The sequence below is a fragment of the Pseudoalteromonas sp. LC2018020214 genome (assembly GCF_016598755.1).
GTDB classification, from domain to species: domain Bacteria; phylum Pseudomonadota; class Gammaproteobacteria; order Enterobacterales; family Alteromonadaceae; genus Pseudoalteromonas; species Pseudoalteromonas distincta.
In genome coordinates this window covers 2,101,903-2,123,548 of sequence record NZ_CP066804.1, presented here as the reverse complement: position 1 = coordinate 2,123,548, position 21,646 = coordinate 2,101,903, and the positions used below count along the sequence as shown (strand labels likewise).

General features: G+C 39.3%; 15 protein-coding genes. 6 read left to right on the top strand and 9 right to left on the bottom strand.

Features of this window, described 5'->3' with window-relative positions; genetic code table 11:
* Positions 1 to 41 precede the first annotated feature (41 nt).
* The gene (locus tag JG479_RS09340) at positions 42 to 2,612 is read right to left on the bottom strand and encodes a TonB-dependent receptor plug domain-containing protein (protein ID WP_200218915.1); all 2,571 of its coding nucleotides are present in this window, start codon (positions 2,610 to 2,612) and stop codon (positions 42 to 44) included.
* 716 nt (positions 2,613 to 3,328) lie between these two features.
* Complete coding sequence (locus JG479_RS09335) at positions 3,329 to 3,643, bottom strand: DUF962 domain-containing protein (protein ID WP_200218912.1); 315 nt, start codon at positions 3,641 to 3,643, stop codon at positions 3,329 to 3,331.
* A 164-nt stretch (positions 3,644 to 3,807) separates the two neighbouring features.
* On the opposite strand from JG479_RS09335, the gene JG479_RS09330 reads away from it, so the two are divergent.
* Positions 3,808 to 5,964 carry a prolyl oligopeptidase family serine peptidase gene (locus JG479_RS09330; protein WP_200218909.1) on the top strand — a complete coding sequence of 719 codons (2,157 nt, stop codon included), beginning with the start codon at positions 3,808 to 3,810 and terminating at the stop codon, positions 5,962 to 5,964.
* A 125-nt stretch (positions 5,965 to 6,089) separates the two neighbouring features.
* Here the strand turns inward: JG479_RS09330 and JG479_RS09325 are convergent, their stop codons facing one another.
* Positions 6,090 to 7,382, bottom strand: a complete 1,293-nt coding sequence (locus JG479_RS09325) for an anti-phage deoxyguanosine triphosphatase (protein ID WP_200218907.1) — start codon at positions 7,380 to 7,382, stop codon at positions 6,090 to 6,092.
* Between the two features lie 184 nt (positions 7,383 to 7,566).
* Here JG479_RS09325 and JG479_RS09320 point away from each other — a divergent pair, with 184 nt between their 5' ends.
* Together JG479_RS09320 and JG479_RS09315 are read left to right on the top strand one after the other, a co-directional pair.
* Positions 7,567 to 8,373 carry a glucosaminidase domain-containing protein gene (locus tag JG479_RS09320; protein ID WP_149592107.1) on the top strand — a complete coding sequence of 269 codons (807 nt, stop codon included), beginning with the start codon at positions 7,567 to 7,569 and terminating at the stop codon, positions 8,371 to 8,373.
* Positions 8,366 to 9,034, top strand: coding sequence for a DUF2987 domain-containing protein (locus JG479_RS09315; RefSeq protein WP_267908373.1), 669 nt, complete (start codon positions 8,366 to 8,368; stop codon positions 9,032 to 9,034). Before JG479_RS09320 ends, JG479_RS09315 begins: the two co-directional genes overlap by 8 nt.
* 64 nt (positions 9,035 to 9,098) lie before the next feature.
* Here the strand turns inward: JG479_RS09315 and JG479_RS09310 are convergent, their stop codons facing one another.
* The 3 genes from JG479_RS09310 to JG479_RS09300 all read right to left on the bottom strand — a co-directional run bounded on the left by JG479_RS09310 (position 9,099) and on the right by JG479_RS09300 (position 12,863).
* Positions 9,099 to 10,103, bottom strand: coding sequence for a LacI family DNA-binding transcriptional regulator (locus JG479_RS09310; protein ID WP_200218904.1), 1,005 nt, complete (start codon positions 10,101 to 10,103; stop codon positions 9,099 to 9,101).
* Between the two features lie 62 nt (positions 10,104 to 10,165).
* Positions 10,166 to 11,488, bottom strand: coding sequence for a glycoside-pentoside-hexuronide (GPH):cation symporter (locus tag JG479_RS09305; protein ID WP_200218902.1), 1,323 nt, complete (start codon positions 11,486 to 11,488; stop codon positions 10,166 to 10,168).
* Positions 11,489 to 11,534: 46 nt separating this feature from the next.
* Positions 11,535 to 12,863, bottom strand: a complete 1,329-nt coding sequence (locus tag JG479_RS09300; protein ID WP_200218899.1) for a GH1 family beta-glucosidase — start codon at positions 12,861 to 12,863, stop codon at positions 11,535 to 11,537.
* 268 nt (positions 12,864 to 13,131) lie between these two features.
* Between JG479_RS09300 and JG479_RS09295 the strand changes: the two genes are divergently transcribed.
* Both JG479_RS09295 and JG479_RS09290 read left to right on the top strand, forming a co-directional pair.
* Positions 13,132 to 14,406 (top strand): sugar MFS transporter, encoded by a 1,275-nt coding sequence (locus JG479_RS09295; protein ID WP_149592111.1) that lies wholly within the window; start codon positions 13,132 to 13,134, stop codon positions 14,404 to 14,406.
* The gene (locus tag JG479_RS09290; protein ID WP_200218896.1) at positions 14,406 to 16,958 is read left to right on the top strand and encodes a glycoside hydrolase family 3 protein; all 2,553 of its coding nucleotides are present in this window, start codon (positions 14,406 to 14,408) and stop codon (positions 16,956 to 16,958) included. The genes JG479_RS09295 and JG479_RS09290 overlap by 1 nt, the downstream gene beginning before the upstream one ends.
* A gap of 87 nt (positions 16,959 to 17,045) precedes the next feature.
* On the opposite strand, the gene JG479_RS09285 is transcribed toward JG479_RS09290, so the two are convergent.
* Together JG479_RS09285 and JG479_RS09280 are read right to left on the bottom strand one after the other, a co-directional pair.
* Positions 17,046 to 18,209: a GGDEF domain-containing protein gene (locus tag JG479_RS09285; protein WP_200218893.1), complete on the bottom strand. Its 1,164-nt coding sequence runs from the start codon at positions 18,207 to 18,209 to the stop codon at positions 17,046 to 17,048.
* Between the two features lie 155 nt (positions 18,210 to 18,364).
* Entirely contained in the window at positions 18,365 to 19,255 is an 891-nt protein-coding gene (locus tag JG479_RS09280) for a TIGR01777 family oxidoreductase (protein ID WP_165744349.1), read from the bottom strand.
* Positions 19,256 to 19,426: 171 nt separating this feature from the next.
* On the opposite strand from JG479_RS09280, the gene JG479_RS09275 reads away from it, so the two are divergent.
* Positions 19,427 to 20,464: an AI-2E family transporter gene (locus JG479_RS09275; RefSeq protein WP_200218890.1), complete on the top strand. Its 1,038-nt coding sequence runs from the start codon at positions 19,427 to 19,429 to the stop codon at positions 20,462 to 20,464.
* Positions 20,465 to 20,533: 69 nt separating this feature from the next.
* On the opposite strand, the gene JG479_RS09270 is transcribed toward JG479_RS09275, so the two are convergent.
* Positions 20,534 to 21,613 (bottom strand): FAD-dependent oxidoreductase, encoded by a 1,080-nt coding sequence (locus JG479_RS09270; protein WP_200218880.1) that lies wholly within the window; start codon positions 21,611 to 21,613, stop codon positions 20,534 to 20,536.
* Positions 21,614 to 21,646 lie beyond the last annotated feature (33 nt).

The window sequence follows — 21,646 nt, the reverse complement described above, 5'->3', positions numbered from 1 at the left end:
TCGGTGGCTTTTGTGTGTTTGGTTACTTTAAGCTGCGCTTATTAAAACTTCATTTCTATTTTACCGTACACGTAGCGTCCGTTAAATCCATACGGTGAGAAGCTAGAGTAAGCAAATAAACGAGAGAAGGTGGTTACATCGTCAACATTTTCACGGGTTGCGTCTGGGTAAACATCAAAAATGTTATTAGCCCCTAAGCTCAGCGATAAGTTTTCACTAAGCGAATAGGCGACATCTAAGTCGGTTATCCATTTAGGCTTGAGTACTTCGTTACGTTCTGGGATATCTGAAGGGTCTTGAGTTTCGCCGTAACGTGTTGTTCTAAGAGTGGTACGAATATCATCGTTAGTCCACGTTGCGCTTAAGTTGTACTTATTACGCGGTGTGCTTACTTCAAAACGACGCAGCTCAGTGCCTGAGAACAAGTTGTCTTGATCAAACCCTGCACCTTGAAGCTCTGCTGGTGGGTCGATAATATTTGTTACTTCATTTTTACCGTAGTTGTAACCTAGGTTAAAGGCTAAATCGCCATAACCATCAGTTGCTACATTATAAGAGGCAACTACATCAACACCACGGGTTTTACTGTCAATTGCATTTAAGAAGAAACGACCTTGGTTAGCGCCTGTGCCTTGAAGTAAATCGGCAATAGCATCGCCCGATAAGTTGTTTGATAACACAATGCGGTCATCAATTAATATTTGGTAGTAATCAACCGATAAGCTGAAATTAAAGTCGGTAGACCATGTAAAACCAACGCCGTAGTTTGTTGCTTCTTCAGCATCAAGACCCGGCGAGCCCAGTGCTTTTGCTACATCGCTGCTTGGTGCGAACGTACCTGTTTCGGTTGGTTCGCCATCAACAAATACAGTGGCCACTGAGGTAAAGTATTGTTGCTGCAAAGAAGGTGCTCTAAAACCAGTTGATACAGAGGCGCGCAGCGCTAAGTCTTCAGTTAATGAATAACGAGTCGCAACTTTACCGTTAAGTGTATCGCCAAAGTCTGAGTAATCTTCATAACGGGCGGCAACCGCTAAATTCCAATCGTCGGTTAGGTAGGTTTCAAGGTCTATATACAAGCTCACGTTGTGGCGGCTGTTATCGCCCTCTGATTCGGGTGTAAACCCTGGGAATACTTGTGCGCCCGCTGCGCCAAATGGGCCATCAACAGGGTCGGTTACTGCGCCGCCTGGGCCAAATGTTCCTTGTGCATATGATGCTTCTTCGCCTGCATCTATTTGGTATCCTTCGCGGCGATACTCAGCACCTACAGCTACACTTACCGAGCTTTCTAAAAAGCTGACGTCTACTTCGCGACTAAAATCAACGTTTAAGGTAAGTTGATCGTAGGTAAGTGTTCCTGCATCAAAGCTTGTTTGGCTAGTAGGGCCGTATGAGGTATTTAAGCTATTTATAACACCAAACTCAAATGCATCTTGACCATATACGGCCGATACATCGTAATTCCATTCACTTACAAAACCTTTAGCGCCAAGTGCCAGTGAAAAGTCATCTATGTCTGAGGTGATAACAGGTAAAAAGCCATCAGGATAAACTTCTTCTATATTACGGCTATCGCTTGCACGGCGATAAAAACCGCCGCCTTCGCCTTCGCGTTTGCTGTAAGAGCCAAACGAATATAAATCTACTTCGTTTGTTAATTGATACCCCGCGTTATAAAACACTGAAAAGTCTTCTACATCGCCATTACCAAAGTTATGGTTATATCGATTTACGGTAAGTTCACGTGGGTCGAGAGAGCCATCATCTAATCGTGCGTAGTTTTCACGGTTATCGTAGTCAGAGCGGTTTGTTGAATGGCGGTCGCGGTATTCTGTTGAAATGTTTAAAAAGCCATTATCGCCAAGTTCAAAACCCATATTACCTTGCAGCGTTAGTGTTTGGCCGTCTGTTAAAGAGCGATCGCCCCCTTCGGTAAAGGCTAAATTACCATCACTGCCTTCAGATACAGACTCAAGCTGTGGTACACCGTCCATTTCGGTTACGTTAGCACCATATATAGCCGCAACTGAACCACCGCTGCTGGCACTTTTAAGCACAATATTAATAACACCGGCTATAGCATCAGAGCCATATTGGGCTGCTGCGCCATCACGTAATACTTCAATGCGGTCGATAGCATTTGCAGGTATCGCATTTAAATCAACCGATGATGAACCACGACCCGTTGAGCCATTTAAGTTAAGTAATGCATTGCTATGGCGACGCTTACCATTAACAAGCACTAAAGTGTGATCGGGGGCTAAACCACGAAGTTGAGCAGGGCGTACATGGTCACTACCATCAGTAAGTGATGCTTGCGGGAAGTTAAAGCTGGGTAATAAATTGCTAAGTAGGGCATTCGTTTCAGTAAAGCCTGAATTTTTAAGTGCATCTGCGCCAATTATATCGATGGGTACTGCGCTGTCTTCTACTGTACGGCCTAATCGGCGAGAGCCAATTACGCTTATTTGTTCGATGTTTTCTTCTGCTTTGGTGTCTTGCTCTGCAGCATTTACTGAGAGCGAACCAACTAGTGCAGCAGACGCGCTCATGGCGAGTAATATTTGTGGTACCGACTGCTGTAATTTAAATAACGGTTTTCTATTCATGCTGTATTTCCCCATACCCATTGAATTATTTTAGTTTTGTACAAAAAGATTAATACCAACCCGCAATAATACTTAATCATTTTTAGGGGCTAAACGTGCCGTTACCTGCGTTAAAAAATTCTCATTTACGACTGCATGGATGCAGAAGGTAGAGCAATGCAGGAGCAATTGCCGAGAGCAACTAAATAGCGAATTTTTTGCCTAGCTATCAACACGTTTTTCCATCCTCAAAATAGATCACTTAATTAAGCGGATTGGTATAAACTTTTTTGTTACCTTGAACATATACTTAATTAACAAAGCCAGTCAATTGAATAACATTCAATTAATTTAAGGGTTTTTATAATTACATTTGGCTGTTTTTTATAATGACCATTGTTTTAGTTATATAGCGAAGGTAATTGCTAAGTAATTGATGAATAGTGAATTATATTTAAAAATTAAATTTAACGTTTAGTTAACTGGTAAGATGAGGTTGGTAGGTTTAACTAATCATGAGTAGGAAGCCGTTTTTATTGGGCTGGCAATAAACAACTGTTGAGCTATAAATATTTTTGAAAATATAAAACAAAAACACACCCATTAAATGTTAACTGAATTAACATTTAATGGGTGTGTTTTAAATTATGTACTACTTATTAGAACCTATACTTTAAAGCATGAAGCAATTTTGTTTTTATAAGTAATTGGTATAAAAAAGAATGCTAAAAATAGTGTTAAAATTTAATTTTTCCAACAAGCATATCTTTAAACATTACCCAATCTCCCCACAAACTGTAAAAAGGGTGTTTAAAAGTAGCAGGGCGGTTTTTTTCAAAAAAGAAATGTCCGACCCACGCAAACCCATATCCAATAACAGGTAATAGCCACAATAAACTGTAGTGTTGTTTTAATAATGCTATTGCGATTACAACAAGAACAAGGGTGCTTCCTATAAAATGTAAGCGGCGGCAAGTCACGTTGCTGTGCTCTTTTAAATAATAAGGATAGAAAGCTTTAAAGCTTTTAAACGTGGGGTTTGTACTTTGCATAGTGTGCTCTTTTATTGTTTTTTATTTTAATGAGGGTCGTGCTATTAAAGCGTAAGTTTACATTTGTTTACAGCGATAAATGGCGCTTAACGCATCTAAATAGACAAAAGGGCTAAAAGTTAATAACTTAGGCGCACTATTAATAAATAAGAATGGAACTCAGGATGTTTAAACATACTCTAGCGTGTGCTGTAATTGTAGCGCTTAGCGGCTGTTCAGAGCCAACTAATACGGTAACTCAAGAAGAAGTAAAAGCACCTATGAAGCAAGTTAACGCAGTTATATACCCAGAAACAAAAAAAGGCGATGTGGTTGACACTTACTTTGAAGAAACCGTTAGTGACCCATATCGTTGGCTTGAAGATGATATGAGCAGAGAAACTGCCGATTGGGTTAAAACGCAAAACAATTTAACGTTTTCTTATTTAGAACAAATTCCTTATCGCGATAAGTTAAAGCAGCGCCTTGAAAAACTAATGAACTACGAAAAAATAGGCGCTCCTTTTACTGAAGGCGATTACACCTATTTTTATAAAAACGATGGCCTGCAAAATCAATATGTTTTGTACCGCAGTAAAGATGGCGGCGACGTTGAAGTATTTTTAGATCCAAACAAGTTTAGTGAAGATGGTACGACGTCTATGTCGGGTTTATCGTTTTCAAAAGATGGGTCATTGCTCGCATATCAAATATCTGAAGGCGGCAGCGATTGGCGCAAAATTATAGTTATTGATGCACATACTAAAGAGCAAGTTGAAGAAGCGCTTGTTGACGTTAAATTTAGTGGCATTGATTGGTTAGGCAACGAAGGTTTTTATTATTCAAGTTACGACAAACCTAAAGGCAGTGAGCTTTCGGCTAAAACAGATCAGCATAAAGCGTATTACCATAAGCTAGGTACTGTACAGTCTGCTGATAGTGTTGTATTTGGTGAAACTGATGAGCAAAAACATCGCTATGTAGGCGCTGATGTAACCCATGACGGCCGCTACTTACTTATTTCAGCTAGTACGTCTACGTCAGGCAATAAACTGTTTATAAAAGACTTAACAAAAGAGAACAGTGAGTTTGTAACGGTTGTAGGAAATACTGATTCAGATACATCAGTTATTGATAACGAAGGCAGCAAGCTGTTTTTAGTTACTAACCTTAATGCACCAAACAAAAAAGTAGTGACGGTTGATGCAAGCAACCCAAGCCCTGAAAATTGGGTTGATTTAATTCCTGAAACCAAAAACGTACTAAATCTTACAAAAGGTGGCGATACCTTTTTTGCCAACTATATGGTTGATGCGATTTCGCAGGTAAAACAGTACAACAAAAAAGGCGAGCTAATTCGCGAAATTACATTACCAGGCGTGGGTACAGCACGCGGTTTTGGCGGTAAAAAAGATCAAACAACGCTTTATTATTCGTTCACTAACTACAAAACACCAGGTACTACTTATACGTTTGATGTAGCTACGGGTGAATCGGGTGTTTATCGCAAGTCAGCTATTGATTTTAATAGTGATGATTACACGTCTGAGCAGGTGTTTTACACATCTAAAGACGGTACTAAAATACCGATGGTAATTACCTATAAAACAGGCATTAAGCTTGATGGTTCAAACCCTACAATTTTATACGGTTACGGTGGTTTTAATATTAGTTTAACGCCAAGCTTCAGCCCCGTTAATGCAGTATGGCTTGAGCAAGGTGGTGTATACGCCGTCGCTAATATTCGCGGTGGTGGTGAGTACGGTAAAGATTGGCACAATGCCGGCACTAAATTGCAAAAGCAAAATGTGTTTGACGACTTTATTGCCGCAGCTGAGTACTTAAAAGATAAAAAGTACACGTCTAAAAAGCGCTTAGCACTTCGTGGTGGATCTAATGGTGGTTTGTTAGTTGGCGCAGTGATGACGCAGCGCCCAGACTTATTTCAAGTGGCTCTACCTGCTGTAGGCGTACTTGATATGCTGCGCTACCATACATTTACTGCGGGCGCTGGTTGGGCATACGACTACGGTACCAGTGAGCAAAGCAAAGAAATGTTTGAATACATTAAAGGTTATTCACCACTTCATAATGTAAAAGCAGGTGTTGAGTATCCAGCGACTATGATCACAACTGGCGATCATGATGACCGCGTTGTCCCTTCGCATTCGTTTAAGTTTGCCGCTGAGCTTCAAGCAAAGCAAACGGGTAATAACCCAACGCTTATTCGCATAGAAACCAATGCGGGGCATGGTGCAGGTACTCCAACGAGTAAAACAATTGAGCAGTACGCTGATATATTTGGTTTTACGCTATATAACATGGGCGTAGAGTCGTTATAAAAGCGCTTTAACAAAATAGCTAACTTTAATAGCTGAGCAAAAAGGCCGAGTAAATTTAATTTACTCGGCCTTTTTAATGTTAGCAGTTAGCAGTTAGCAGTTAGCAGTTAGCAGTTAGCAGTTAGCTACTGCATAGGTGAAAACAATCGTTGATACGTTTTATAGGCGTACTCGTCGGTCATGCCGCTCAAATAATCGCAAATTATACGCATCCCTTGGTTTTGCTTTTGCGCTTCTATGTATTGTGCTTGTGTTGTTTCGGGCAATAAACGCAGAGGGTCGCTTGCAAACGCGGTAAATAACTCTATTAGTAAGTTTTGACCTTTGAACTCTATTTGCTGCATTTCGGGGTCACGTATTAAACGTTGAAACACAAAATGCTTAAGTATTTGCAACACACTGTCGTATTGGGCATCTAATTTAGCGGTGTACTTTAAAATAGGGCATTCAAAGTTATCGTTTTGAATATCCAAATGTATATGAATAATAAAGGTATTAACCAGCTCACCTATGGCATCTTTTCGCTCATAATCATTTTTTGAAAACAAGCGCTGGGTCAGCGATTCAAGCATGGTGTTTAACCAGTCAAAGTTAAGTGCTTTTAAATGAGGTAAAGCATGAGTTTGCCAATCGTCTAATGTGAGTACGTGGGTTGCAATGGCATCTTCTAAGTCGTGTACCGCGTATGCTATATCGTCGGCATGCTCCATTATGGCGCTGTCGAGCGATTTATAGGTTGTTTTAGCGCGGTACTTATCAATTGCAGCGTGGTTGCCAAGCAACGTTTTATCGTTTTGACTCAGTGGTTCTACTATCCAATTGAATATGGCTGCATCGTCGTTGTATAACCCTTTGGCAGGTCGCCAATCATCCGCTTTTATAAATGCACGGCCTGTTGTTGCATCGGGAATGGTATGCCAAAGCGTATTAATAAACGCGGGGTATTTTATAAATCCTAGTAAAGTACGACGAGTTAGGTTCATACCGTGGCCATTACTGTAAGGCTCAAGTTTTGCAACTATGCGCAGTGTTTGTGCGTTACCTTCAAAACCACCGTGATCGCGCATCATGTAATTTAGCGCTATTTCACCACCATGGCCAAAAGGCGGGTGGCCAATATCGTGCGCCAAGCACAGTGTTTCTAGCAGTCCAGTTGATGGAAAGTGCTTAAAGTCGCTATGTTGCGCTTTTAAATGGCGCAATATGCCGGTACCAATTTGCGATACTTCTAAAGAATGGGTAAGGCGAGTGCGGTAAAAGTCGTTTAGGCCAATGCCCATAATTTGGGTTTTAGCTTGCAAACGCCTAAATGCAGCTGCATGAATAATACGCGAACGATCGACCTGCCACGGCGAGCGGTTATCGTTAGGACGATGTTTATATTGCTCTATTATTCGGCTTTGCCATTGTTTATCCATACTGCTTACTCACACATAGTTAATATTATTAAACTTTGCTCAGTATACCCATGGACTTATAAATTGCGAATGAACAAATGCACTACTTTTCGTTATTCGCGTTTATAAAGTGGCTTAGGTATAATGTGCCTTCGTATGCTTGTGTATTAACCATGCATAATTAGTTGTTTGAAAGAGAGAATACATGCTAAGAATTATTTTTCAGTTTTTGTTAACCGTATTTTTTGTATGGGCGCTTGCATATCCGTTTATACAAAATGATGATGTTGAACTAGATGAACAAACATCAGAACAACCAAAAAAAGTGAAGAAAAAAGAAAAACCATTACATAATGTAAAACTGCCAAAGTTTTCAGAATTTAGTGATGTTAAAGAAAAAAAACATGCATTTTTTAGCTTTATTCGTCCGCACGTTGAAGCCGAAAACAAAAAAATATTACAGCAACGCGCTAAGCTCGAAATAGCACGTATGATGCTACAAAACGAATTACCTTTAGAAAAAAAGCAAAGTAAAGATGTTGCAGCAATATTAAAGTCGTACGGCTTACCAGCCACGATTGATACGCTAGTGCTTACGCAAGCACTACGCCGTGTTGATATAATTCCTAAAGAATTAGCGCTTATGCAAGCTGCAAATGAATCTGCGTGGGGCACATCGCGTTTTGCGCGTATTGGCCTTAACTTTTTTGGTCAGTGGTGTTACACAAAAGGTTGTGGCATGGTCCCAAAACGCCGTAATACTGGCGCTGCACACGAAGTTGCTGCGTTTAAATCGGTAAGAGCGGCTATAAACTCTTACTTTAAAAACATAAATACGCATCCTGCTTATAAAGATTTACGCGCAATACGTGAAAACTTACGTCTTGAGCAAAAACCAATTTTAGCGACTGAACTTACACACGGTTTAATGTCTTACTCTGAGCGCGGTGAAGCGTATATAGAAGAGCTAAACACGATGATTAGCCAAAATAGAGCCTACTTTGATGAATAAATACATTTTTAATTGCACCAACGCCATTGCGTTAGTGCTGATGGGCATGAGTGCATTTAATGTTAATGCCAGAGAATTTGTGATGTCGTATGACGGCTTTTATGACCGATTAAAAGTTGTTAACAAAGGCGATTTTCAATATGCGCGAGTTAACTTTTATATAAGCGATATAGCAACTAACGAAGCATGTGCCATTAAAAACGGTACTATTTTAACTGAAAAAAACGAGTACCCACTTAATTTTACCGATAAAGCACAGCTACTATTACCGTTTGATAAGCAACTTGATAGCGATAAAGCGGTGATTGTTATTCAACCACAAAACCCAGATCATGATTGCCAATTAAAACTTCAAATAGAAGCAAACGAACTTGAAGATTTAACGTTTTCAAAGCAGTCGTTATATACCATTAACGAAGAACTTGATGAGTTGTTAACTGATTTGTCGGGCTTTTTTGTAAGTAAATTAATGTGGTTTTTATTACCAGAGCAAAAGGGCGTAGCAGTTACATTTAAAAGCCCAATGCAATTTGATGATAAGAGCATAACGTGTGAAAAGTCAGTGTGTTATTTTGCAGTTGAAGATAACTGGGAGGATGATACCGCGTCACTTGGCGATATATCGCAGGTTATTAAAGTAACGCCTTGGATTGTTAAGTAGCTCACATATAAAAAGCGGCATTTAGCCGCTTTTTTGTACCCAAATAAGTAATCGCTTTTAGTCTTTATTTAATAAGTGGTGCAGATGAATCGCGCTGCATTAAAGTAGGTTCAAAAAAGCGATTTATAACAAGGTTTTTATTTTGATAAACATCTTTAAGCACTAATTTAGCTGCCATTTCGCCCATTTTCCCGACAGGATTATCTATGGTCGTGAGTGTAGGGTACAGGTAGTTTGCAAAAATAACGTTATCAAACCCAACAATCGATAAATCGTTTGGTAAATTATAACCGTGTTCTCGAGCATATTTCATAGCACCGGAGGCCATTTCGTCATTGGCGCACACCAGCGCAGTAAAGCTGAGCTTTTCATCAATAAAATGTTTTAAGCCTTTACTACCGCCAGTTTCGTTAAAGTCGCCAATATAAAAAAGCGTAGGATCAAATTTAATACCAGCCTCTGTGAGTGCTTGTTTATGACCTTCTAAGCGGTTAAAAGCATCGGCTTTAAACTGCGGGCCTGCAATGTACGCTATTTGTGTATGGCCTTGATTTAATATCGATTTAGTCGCTAGGTAGCCACCTAATTGATTATCTAGGCTGATACAGTTATCTTTTAATTGCTCTACGTAACGGCTCATTAAATAAACGGGCGTAGAGCCTTTACTTAGTTTTATTAGGTAGTCGTCTGAAACGGCTTCTACGTGCAAAATAATAGCATCGCAGCGTCTGCTAATTAAAAACTCAATGCCTTCTTGTTCTTTGTCTTCTTCACTGTGGCCGGTGGTAATAATAACGTGTTTACCCGCAGCACGAAGCTCCGACTCAATACCTGCCATCATTTGGGCAAAGAAAGGACCATGTAACTCAGATACTAAAATACCGACACTGTTAGTACAGTTAGAGGCTAAAGATTGCGCTATTGAGTTAGGCTTGTAGCCAAGCTGCTCCATGGCATCAAGCACTTTTTGTTTGGTTTTATCGCTTACACGGGTATTTTTGTTCATCACGCGAGAAACGGTGGCTAACGATACGCCCGCAAGCTCTGAGACTTGATAAATTGTTGCCATGTTATTTGTTCACTCGCTTATCCTTAACTACTTCGGCTAAATAATACCTTAGAGTATATATCTTAACTAGCTGTTAGTTTAGATTGAATATTTTCAACAACCTGATTAGTCAGTGTATATTTTTTCATTATGTAGGCAACAAATAAAGATCCAAAAGCAGGTAACACAGTAAATGAGAGCAAAATACCGTGTTGAGTATCAATAGTTTGTACTACATCAGCCTGATAGCTATAAAAAGATAACAACCAGCCTGCAATTGCGCCGCCTACTGCCACGCCCATTTTAATAAAAAATATGACACCTGAATAAACTAAACCGGTAATACGTACACCTGTTTTTTCATGCCCGTAATCTATAGTGTCGGCCATTTTTGCCCACAACAGCGGGGTAGCCATATCTAAAAAGAATTTCCATAAAATAAAGGCTATAAATGCGAGTACTAATTGATCTTCACTAATAAAGTAGCTAAATCCGCAAATAGCGGCAGCAATAACTTGTAAGCTTATATAGGCTTTTATTTTACAAAAGCGCTTTGCAAGCGGTTGAGCTAAAGCACACCCTAGCATGCTTGCTGCAACGCCTAGAGTCATAAAGAGGGTGATTAAATCGTCTCGACCTAAATAGTATTTTACGTAGTAAACAGCAAGCGTAAGCCTTAACACTTGACCGGTAAGTAAAAAGAACGCAGCTAAGCAAAGCGTTCGCCATTGATCGTTTTTAATTAATGCTTTAACACTTTGTGTAAAAGGAATGTTTTGCTCTTTTGGCTGTTGTATACGCTCTTTTGTGCCTAAAAAACAAAGTAAAAACAGTACAAAGCCTAAAATGCTCATTGCAGTCATGGTATATTGGTAGCCCTTAGCTGCATCGCCTTGGCCAAAGTACTCAACCATTGGCATAGTACAACCCGCAACTATTACGCCGCCTAACATACCAAATACAAAGCGGTAAGACTGAATAGTCACGCGCTCTTTTACGTCGCTTGTAAGTACACCGCCCAGTGCACAATAAGGAATATTGATAGCGGTGTAAGCCACCATTAGCAGTGTGTAAGTAGTAAAGGCGTAAACTATTTTATCGGTGCCTTCTAAATTAGGCGTAGTAAACGCTAAAATACTAATAATGGCAAAAGGAAGTGAAAGCCAAAGTAGGTAGGGGCGAAAGTGCCCCCAGCGAGTATGTGTTTTGTCAGCAAGGTTGCCCATTAATGGATCGGTTACGGCATCAAAAATACGTACTGCTAAAAACATAGTACCGACAACAGCGGGTGATAAACCCACTACGTCTGTGTAGTACAGCATTAAAAACATCATAACTGTTTGAAAAATAATATTACTGGCGGTGTCGCCTAAGCCATACGCTATTTTTTCTTTTACACTGACCATGATTATTTATCCCGCTTTATACTTGTTTTTAGTTATGGGTATATTCTTATCTTTTAGAGATGAGTTCTTTATAAGCTAAGCCACTATTTTTGATAGTGCGTTGCTGAGTTTTATAATCTACATACACAATACCAAAACGTTTTAAATAGCCTTCAGCCCATTCAAAGTTATCCATGAGGCTCCAAGCAAAGTAGCCATGTATAACAACACCTTGCTCAACCGCATTATGAACCGCGTTTAAATGAGTATTATAATAACTTAAACGGTCTAAGTCGTTAACTTCACCATTATTATACGTATCGGGCATGGCTGCACCATTTTCGGTTATATAAATAGGCGGTAAGGTATATGTTTTATTAAGCGATACGAGTAAGTCGGTGAACGATTGCGGGTAAATTTCCCATCCCATATCTGTGAGCGGACCCTTAGGTGCAATAGGCTCATAAATGTCAGTAGGGTGCGCTTTATAAACTTGGCGGGTATAAAAGTTAATACCTAAGTAATCAATAGATTGAGAAATTAATTCCATGTCGCCAGGGTGTATATCTGGTAAATGTTCGCTTGGTAATTGGTTTATTATATCGGGGTATTTACCATCCATTATTGGTTTCATGTACCACTGATTTAAGTAGTCATCAGCGTATTTGGCACTGTCTATGTCTTGCTGATTATCGGTAAGTGGATATGCGGGTGTAAAGTTAAGCACAATGCCGTTTTGAGTATTAGGCGATGTTTTATTTAGCACGTTCATGGCCAGACCATGAGCGAGTAATAAGTGATGAGCTGCTTTTTTACCATACTGCTTACCGACTAGGCCTGGCGCATGTATGCCAATTTCGTAACCTAAAAACGCACTACAAAATGGTTCATTCAATGTGGCATAAGAGTGAACGCGATCGCCAAAGGCTTTAGTAATTAAATTTACGTAATGTTCAAAAGCGTAAGCTGTTTGTCTGTTTAGCCAACCGCCTTCATCTTCAAGGTGTTGCGGTAAATCCCAGTGGTACAAAGTAACAAAGGCTTTAATATTGCGACGTTTTAGCTCATCTAAAATATCAGTATAAAACTTAACGCCTACAGGATTTAACTTTCCTTCTTGGGTCATCACGCGCGGCCATGAAATAGAAAGCCTGTAAGCATCTACGCCAAGTGACTCAATAAGGTCTATATCATCACGCCAAAGGTTATAGTGATCGCACGCGGTATGACCGTCTGAGCTATCGACTATTTTATTGGGTGTATCGCAAAAAGTGTCCCAAATACATGGGAGACGATCTTGTGATCCGCCTTCTATTTGAAAAGAAGCCGTAGCCACACCGTATACAAAGTTTTTAGATAAAAGCGGTGAATGGGGTGGTAGTGATAATTTTGTCATTAATAACAAACCTTTTGTTAGTCATTTACAGAGAAATCAGCTCTGTGTTTTTGCTTAATTAATGCTGTATGCGTGGTACAAAAAATAAAAAGTGTTGAAATATACAGCTTGTTCGTATTTAATTGCATATGAAAGCGCTTACATTTAAGGTTAGTGTTTATTAATTCTTAGGTCAACTCTTTAATGCTTCTGGATGGTTTAAAGACAGCTGAAAACTAAAGCAGAGCAGCTTAAGAATAGATTTATAATAATAAAATACGGAGAACACATGGCAAGTTCAGCACCAGTGACAACACACACACAGTCGCAAAACTATCAGGATAAAAATTACAGTTTTGCATTAACTTCTTTAACAACATTATTTTTTATGTGGGGGTTTATTACCTGCCTAAATGATATTTTAATCCCACACTTAAAAGCCGTATTTAACCTAACGTATGTACAAGCCATGTTGGTTCAGTTTTGCTTTTTTGGCGCTTACTTTTTAATGTCACTTCCAAGTGGTTATATAGTTAAAAAAGTGGGCTATAAAAAAGGCATTGTAATTGGATTATTAATTGCAGCGGTCGGGTGTATATTATTTTACCCAGCAGCGTCTTTACATAGTTATCCTGTATTTCTATTCGCTTTATTTGTACTTGCCAGCGGCATAACGTTATTGCAAGTATCTGCTAATCCTTATGTAAGTTTGTTGGGCTCACCAAAAACTGCATCATCTCGACTTACGCTTACCCAAGCTTTTAATGCATTAGGTACCACTGTTGCGCCATCATTTGGTGCTTTGTTAATTCTAGACTCAGCGTCGGATGCCTTTTTAACACCTGCTCAAAATGCAGAGTCAGTTCAACTTCCTTACCTCCTTTTAGCTGCAATGCTTATTTTACTAGCCGGTATTTTTGCTTGGCTTAAATTACCTGACATTATGAGCGAGCAAAAAGCAGAAGCCGAAAACTCAGATGCAATTGAAGGCAGTGCTTGGCAGTATCGCCATCTTGTATTAGGAGCTGTGGGTATATTTATGTATGTAGGCGCCGAAGTGGCAATTGGTAGCTTTTTAGTAAGCTTTTTAGCACAAGAAAATATAGCAGGGCTAAAAGAGAATGTTGCAGCTCATTACATCACTTATTATTTTGGTGGTGCTATGGTTGGGCGTTTTATTGGTGCTGCTGTAATGCAAAAACTACCTGCTGGTAAAGTACTTGGCTTTAACGCAACTATGGCTATTATCTTAGTCATTATTGCCATGAGCACGTCGGGTCAATTAGCAATGTGGTCAATACTATTGGTTGGTTTATTCAATTCTATTATGTTCCCAACTATTTTTAGTTTAGCGTTAAATGGACTTGGTAAGCATACAGCTCAAGGCTCTGGTATTTTGTGTTTGGCGATTGTAGGTGGTGCAATAGTGCCACTTTTACAAGGTGCGCTTGCTGATAGTGTGGGTGTTCAACTTTCGTATGTTTTACCTATTTTATGTTACATATTCATTGTTTTTTACGGCCTAAAAGGCAGCAAACCAGTATTAGTGAAGGAGCCATCATAATGAAAACGACTTTTAAACTTAATGCATTAGCAATTGCAACGTTAGTAGGGAGTGTTACTGCACTAAGCGGATGTACTAACGAAAGCAATGTTGAAAAAGTAAATGTTGAAGCGCAATCAAAGCTAGAGAAAATTTGGCCAAAGCTTGCAATTGCAGTGAAAAAAGACCCTGCTATTGAGGCTCAAATTGCCACGTTTTTAGAAAATATGACGCTTGAGCAAAAAGTAGCGCAAATGATTCAACCAGAAATTCGTGATATTACCGTTGAAGACATGCGTAAATATGGTTTTGGCTCTTACCTTAATGGCGGTGGTGCATTCCCTAATGGCGATAAGCATGCAACGCCAGAGGATTGGGTTGCACTTGCAGAAAAAATGTATCAAGCATCTATTGATGACTCTGTGGATGGCAGCAAAATTCCAACTATGTGGGGCACCGATGCAGTACATGGTCATAATAACGTAATTGGCGCGACGCTTTTTCCACATAATATTGGTTTAGGCGCGGCTAATAACCCAGATTTAATAGAGCAAATAGCGTCTATTACCGCAGTAGAAGTAATGGCTACGGGAATAGATTGGGTATTTGCACCCACTGTAGCAGTAGTACGAGACGACCGATGGGGCAGGACGTACGAAGGCTATTCAGAGGATCCAAAAATTGTTCACGATTACTCAGCAGCGATTGTAAATGGATTGCAAGGTAAAGCCGATGGCGACTTTTTAAGTGATAAGCGCGTTATTAGCACGGTTAAGCACTTTATTGGCGATGGCGGCACCGTTGATGGGGATGATCAGGGAAATAATATAGACAGTGAGCAATCGCTATTTGATATTCATGCCCAAGGTTACGTAGGTGGTTTGTCGGCGGGTAGTCAATCTGTTATGGCGTCTTTTAATAGCTGGAATGGCGTTAAAAATCACGGCAATAAATACTTACTTACAGATGTATTAAAAACACGTATGGGTTTTGATGGTTTTGTAGTGGGTGATTGGAACGGCCATGGGCAAATTAAAGGCTGTACTAACGAAAGCTGCCCAGAAGCGGTAAATGCTGGCCTTGATATTTTTATGGTGCCAACAGGTGCGTGGAAGCCGCTATATGAAAATACAATTGCACAAGTAAATGCAGGTAAAATAAGTATGAGCCGCATTGATGATGCGGTGGCACGTATTTTACGCGTTAAATTACGCGCTGGGTTATTTGATAAACCAAGTCCGGCTAAGCGTCTTTACTCGGGTAAAACAGAGCTTATTGGCGCGCAAGCGCATCGCGAAGTAGCACGTCAAGCTGTGCGCGAATCGCTTGTATTACTTAAAAATAAAAATAACCTATTACCTATCGAAGCTAATCAACGCGTACTTGTTGCAGGTGATGGTGCCGATAACATAGGTAAACAGTCGGGTGGTTGGAGTATTACGTGGCAGGGGACTAATAATAAAAATGCTGATTTCCCTGGTGCTACTTCGATATATAAAGGGCTTGAAGAGCAAATATCTGCAGCAGGTGGAAGTGTTACTTTAAGTGCTGATGGTACGTTTGAACAACGTCCTGATGTTGCCATTGTTGTATTTGGTGAAGAACCATACGCAGAAGGGCACGGCGATAAAGATAACCTTGAGTTTGAACGTGGAAATAAAAAGTCATTAGCACTTTTAAACTCGCTAAAAGAGCAAGGTATCCCTGTTATATCTGTGTTTATTTCAGGTCGCCCTATGTGGGTTAACAGCGAACTTAATGCATCTGATGCGTTTGTAGCTGCATGGTTACCTGGTACAGAAGGTGCAGGTATTGCTGATGTTTTATTAAAAGCGGCAGACGGCACCATTCAAAATAACTTTAAAGGTAAGCTATCGTTTTCTTGGCCTAAATCGGCGGTACAAACTACGGTTAATAAAGGCGATGAAAATTACGATCCATTACTTCCTTATGGTTTTGGTTTAACGTACGGCGATAAAAATGTATTAGCTGACGACCTTGATGAAGACTCTAAACTTGATAACTCAGGGCTTACGAGTATGGATATACTTGTTGGTGCACCTGTAGCACCATGGCGCTTATTGTTAAAATCGGGCGATGAGCTTTTAGATGTATCGAGTAGTACTCATGAATTTGGTGCAATTAAATACCGTACTGAGGACAAAACAGTACAAGAAGACGCGCGCCAATTTAATTTCAGCGGTGCAGAAAAAGCCAGTGCTGAAATAGTAACAAGCTTTGCAGAAGATACTATTGCCTACGTTGAGGCAAATGGTGTGATTAGCTTTGATATTAAATTAAACGAAGCACTAACGAGCGATGTAGCGCTTGCTATGACTTGTTCTGGTGAGTGTGGTGCAAGCATTGATTTAGCAAACGTAGTGGATAAAACCATTGGAAATAAATGGCAGTCAGTATCAATTGATTTAGGTTGTTTTGCTGATAAGGGTGTTAATTTTGCAAACCTAACAAGCCCATTTAGTTTACACAGCGATGGTAAAGCATCAATTTCTGTAGCTAATATTCAGTTTGTGCCAAATAAAGCGGACGAGGCTACACTTTCTTGTAGGTAGTTTACAAACTCTATTGTGTGTATACCAAAGCCCTTCGAATGAAGGGTTTTTTTTATGTAGATATTAGGGCGTGTTTATCTTTGACGATTAGCTTTGCATTAATAAGCTTTTTTCATCAAAGGTAACTACTTTGTCTCGGCCTGTTTCTTTAGCTAAGTAAAGGCGTTTATCCGCATAAGCAAGCAGCTCTTTTATTGTGGCCTCACCATTGATTGCATTACTTACTCCAGCGCTTACCGAGAGGCTAATGTGTTGTCCGTCATGATAAAAAGGCTGGATACTTATATTTTTTCGTAATTGCTCTGCATCATTTTTTGCTGCACTTAGACTGTAATCAGGCAGTAAAATGGCAAATTCTTCTCCGCCAATTCTGGCACTAATACCCACATTTAAAAATTGCTCTTTAATATGTTGAGATATCCATTTAATTGCCTGATCGCCCGTTTCGTGGCCAAATTGATCGTTTACACGTTTAAAAAAGTCAATATCGAGCAAAATAACAGATACATTTTTATCTATGTTTTTAGGATTACTTAGTGCTTCCCTGCTTTTTGTAAAAAAGCCACGGCGGTTAAGTAATTGACTGAGCGTGTCGGTATTAGCAAGGCTTGAAAGCGTATGTTCAGTATTCGAAGCCAGCAGATACGGCAATATAAGTGCGCTGCAAGTAGCTAAAATTAAATGGCTACTTAAAATAAACTGGAGTGATTCAAGGTAATTAGCTGAATTAGCACCCAGGTAAGGAATTGCGAGTAATGTTGTTTGTGTGAGCATTAAAAGGGTATGAATTAAAAAGCACACAACAAGCGCTTTTTTCTGCAACGTTGCTACAAAGCTCATACTTTTAATAATGTAAGCTGAGTAGAGGTATAGGCCCGAAATAACAAAACTTGTTAGCATTTGCCCTGCTGAATAAGGATATATGGGCAGTAAGGTCAGCGCTGTAAAGCCAAGCAAATAATACAGTGGCACTAAGTTTAGTGGTTTGCTGTGTTTATATTTATGTAATCCAACAATAATTAAAAATGGACTTAGTAATATAAAAATATCAGCCAAATAGTGTGTAATAAAAGGCACGTCTATTACTAACTTTAAACAGGCAAGTAATTCGGCAAATGCAAAAGTGATACACGCTAGGCCAAATAATAAAAATGATGTTTGTTTTTTAAAGTTATGTACAGATAAAAAAAATAGGCCTATTAATACGTTAAGAATGAAAGAGAGACTGATCACTGTAGGCAGGTGTAGCATTTAAGATTCTCTTTTATTAAAGATAGGCGTGGTTGGCGTGGAAAACGTGATGATTATTATGTATTAATGTTTAAAGGTCAATATGGGTAAAAAGTAGTAATTTACCCATACGTCTAATTTGGGAAGGATTTTAACTGAACGAATATTAACGCCCGCTAAACCAAGCTCTCTAAAGCCGATTTAATATCAGGGTGATGAAAACGATAATTATGAACGAGTGCTTTTTTAGGGACTACAAATTGCCCCGTTGTTAATAAGTCTGACATTTCACCCATTAATAGTTTAAGTGCTGCAGTGGGCATAGGAATAAATGCAGGTCGAGATAGCGCTTCGCCTAAGCTTTTACTAAATTGAGCATTGCTTACAGGGTTTGGAGCTGTTGCGTTAACAGGTCCTGATATTTCTGGGTGCTTAATAATAAAGAGTATTAGCTGAATCATATCGTCGATGTGTATCCACGACATACCTTGCTCGCCGTTACCAATCGGGCCGCCTAAACACAATTTAAAAGCAGGCAACATTTTTCCAAGTGCACCTCCTTTTTTAGCTAAAACAATACCGGTGCGCAAAAGGCATACTCTAGTTTGTTCTGATTGTGCAAGTAGTGCTGCACTTTCCCAGTCTTTACAAAGCTGGTGACTAAATTCATTGTGTGGGCTCTCAAACGTTTCATCGATATGATTACTATTTTGTCGACCATAAAAACCGACGGCACTTCCAGATATAAAGGTATGCGGGGGAGAACTACAGGCTTTAATAGCTTCACTAATTTGCTGTGTAATATCAATACGGCTGTTTCGTATTATTTGCTTTTGTTTGTCGCTCCAGCGTTTATTTACAATCGGCTCGCCAGCAAGATTAATAACGATATCAACAGTGTTAAAGTCAACATCACTAATGTCACTTACGGCTTTAACTTTGTGGCCTAATAATACATTTGCTTTAGTTGGATTGCGGCTAAGTACAGTAACAGTATTATGATGAAGTAAAAAAGGGCATAAGTGCTTACCAATTAATCCGGTCGCGCCAGTTATAAATATATGCATTATTAATCCTTACAATAAAATAGAAGCAAGTGATTAAAAAAACATACTCGCTAGCAAACGGCTTTGCAAATTTATACGTACAACAGGCTTTTATGATCACTTCGTAATTATTTCATTTAATTACCTTTTGCCTTACACTGGAGCGATATAGTTAATAAAAGGATTAATAAATTGGCAAGTTTAACTGGAGTGAATAAAAGCTTAATAGTTTTTGCTTCCTTAGTAGTGGTACTCGCCGGAATAAAAGCCGCGAGTGTAATTATTATTCCGTTTATTTTGGCGGCATTTATTGCCATTATTTGTAACCCGCTTATCAAGTTTTTTGCGCGCTACAAAATTCCTAAAGGCATTGCTGTTATGCTGGTAGTGCTTATTATAGTTGGCTTAGGTGTAAGCCTTGGTGGACTTGTAGGGCAATCTATCAACGATTTTTCTCAGCAGCTTCCTGAGTATAAAGCACAACTTAAAGAAGAGTTTGTATGGCTGGTCGATTTAGCATCTCAATACAACATACTGATCAATAAAGATCAGCTAATTAATATGTTCGACCCCGGCAAAATGGTTGATGTGGCCACTAATATGCTCACTGGATTAGGTGGCGTAATGGCAAACATGTTTTTAATTATTTTAACCGTTGTTTTTATGCTGTTTGAAGGGCCAATGCTGAGCAAGAAAATACATATGGCACTTGAAGACCCTGATAGTAAAATGAAGCAAATTGACCGCTTTTTAGAATCTATTAATTCATACTTGGCAATTAAAACGCTAGTAAGTTTAGGGACGGGTATTATTGCTGCGTTTTACTTATGGACTTTAGACGTTGACTACTTTGTGCTTTGGGGCGTGTTGGCATTTATGTTCAATTACATTCCAAATATAGGTTCAATTATTGCGGCGGTACCAGCTGTATTACTTGCCCTTATTACTCAAGGCCCATTAGTGGCAGGACTTGTTGCTGCAGGATATTTAACAATAAATACGGTAATGGGTAATATTGTAGAGCCTAAATTTTTGGGTAAAGGGTTGGGTCTTTCAACGTTAGTGGTGTTTTTATCATTGATATTTTGGGGCTGGTTATTAGGTACTGTGGGTATGCTTTTATCTGTTCCATTAACGATGATTGTAAAAATAGCCCTAGAAGCCAGTGTAGAAGGTAAGTGGGTTGCCACTTTACTGGGCAGTGGTGAAGAGGTTACTAAAAACAACTAATATCTATAACCATCAAGGGCTGTAGAATTAAAGCCCTTGATGGTTAAGTTATCAGTAAATACAGAGCTATTAATTAATAAACGACTTAATAGCGTCATCCACAGCGTTTATTGCGCCTTCTAAATATCCTGCTTCTTGTTTTGCAAACTCACTCGCTACAAAATGAATATCAAGGTTACTTAATTGCTCTTCCAAGTTTGAAAAATCAAATTCTGGATGCTGTGAAGGCTGAGTTTGATCGTCTCTATTAGCTACAAATTTATCCTCTGCCCAGTCTTTAATAAAGTATCCCGTTGCCTTTTCAGCATCCTTACCATAAAAATAGCTAAGCTGTTGGGCACAGGCTTGAATTAATTGCTCTTGAGTTACTTGGTTTCGTGATAAGTAGGGCACACCTATAAAGCCAAATAATGCGGCGTAATTGCTATCCTCAGCACTCGCATCGTGAATTTCGACCATAGGGCCTACGCGGCTAAAGCATTGCCCTGATAAGTTTTTATCACGCCAAAATGCATGTTCAAAAGTAGCTATAAATTTGGCTTGTCCTGCCATCCATGTAGGTACGCTGCTAAGTCGGTTTATGAGTGTTGGAGTCGCCCATAGTTCAGGTGTTAAATGCGTTGTAACCATACGAGCAGGAATTGCTGAAATTAGCTTTTCAGTTGTAAAGTGCTTTATATTGCCTAAGTGATTAACCGTAATTTGCCAGCTATTATCGCTCTTTTTAAGCTCAGTGACATTGTGATCTACCAACACTGAATCGGGATTAAGTTGCTCATACAAGGCAGTTATTAAGGTATTCATGCCGTGTTTGAGTCTAAATAATTGCATATCTCCAGCACCTGCAATTTGTTGAGGTTGCCCGGAGTTAGGTGCTTGATATAACACATCACCTTTGTTGTATTGCTCAAATATACTTAAGTGGAGTGACTTTACTAGCGTTTGAATTTTTGGCTGATGGGGAAATATCCACGTAGGGCCTAAATCAAAACTAATATCGTTATTTATTTGTGATTGCGCGGCAAAAATTCTACCACCCAATTGCGATTTAGCTTCTAGCAATAAGTAAGGAATATTAAGTATTTGCAACTTGTATGCACTGTATAAGCCAGCAAGTCCGCCACCTATAATAATTATTGGTTTAGTCATTTGTTAACTCATTAGTTTTTTAGCAATCTACTA

What these genes read in the sequence shown, in the direction of transcription:
- JG479_RS09340 (WP_200218915.1), bottom strand. Translation starts at nt 2,612, where the DNA reads ATGAATAGAAAACCGTTATTTAAATTACAGCAGTCGGTACCACAAATA.
- JG479_RS09335 (WP_200218912.1), bottom strand. Translation starts at nt 3,643, where the DNA reads ATGCAAAGTACAAACCCCACGTTTAAAAGCTTTAAAGCTTTCTATCCT.
- JG479_RS09330 (WP_200218909.1), top strand. Translation starts at nt 3,808, where the DNA reads ATGTTTAAACATACTCTAGCGTGTGCTGTAATTGTAGCGCTTAGCGGC.
- JG479_RS09325 (WP_200218907.1), bottom strand. Translation starts at nt 7,382, where the DNA reads ATGGATAAACAATGGCAAAGCCGAATAATAGAGCAATATAAACATCGT.
- JG479_RS09320 (WP_149592107.1), top strand. Translation starts at nt 7,567, where the DNA reads ATGCTAAGAATTATTTTTCAGTTTTTGTTAACCGTATTTTTTGTATGG.
- JG479_RS09315 (WP_267908373.1), top strand. Translation starts at nt 8,366, where the DNA reads ATGAATAAATACATTTTTAATTGCACCAACGCCATTGCGTTAGTGCTG.
- JG479_RS09310 (WP_200218904.1), bottom strand. Translation starts at nt 10,103, where the DNA reads ATGGCAACAATTTATCAAGTCTCAGAGCTTGCGGGCGTATCGTTAGCC.
- JG479_RS09305 (WP_200218902.1), bottom strand. Translation starts at nt 11,488, where the DNA reads ATGGTCAGTGTAAAAGAAAAAATAGCGTATGGCTTAGGCGACACCGCC.
- JG479_RS09300 (WP_200218899.1), bottom strand. Translation starts at nt 12,863, where the DNA reads ATGACAAAATTATCACTACCACCCCATTCACCGCTTTTATCTAAAAAC.
- JG479_RS09295 (WP_149592111.1), top strand. Translation starts at nt 13,132, where the DNA reads ATGGCAAGTTCAGCACCAGTGACAACACACACACAGTCGCAAAACTAT.
- JG479_RS09290 (WP_200218896.1), top strand. Translation starts at nt 14,406, where the DNA reads ATGAAAACGACTTTTAAACTTAATGCATTAGCAATTGCAACGTTAGTA.
- JG479_RS09285 (WP_200218893.1), bottom strand. Translation starts at nt 18,209, where the DNA reads ATGCTACACCTGCCTACAGTGATCAGTCTCTCTTTCATTCTTAACGTA.
- JG479_RS09280 (WP_165744349.1), bottom strand. Translation starts at nt 19,255, where the DNA reads ATGCATATATTTATAACTGGCGCGACCGGATTAATTGGTAAGCACTTA.
- JG479_RS09270 (WP_200218880.1), bottom strand. Translation starts at nt 21,613, where the DNA reads ATGACTAAACCAATAATTATTATAGGTGGCGGACTTGCTGGCTTATAC.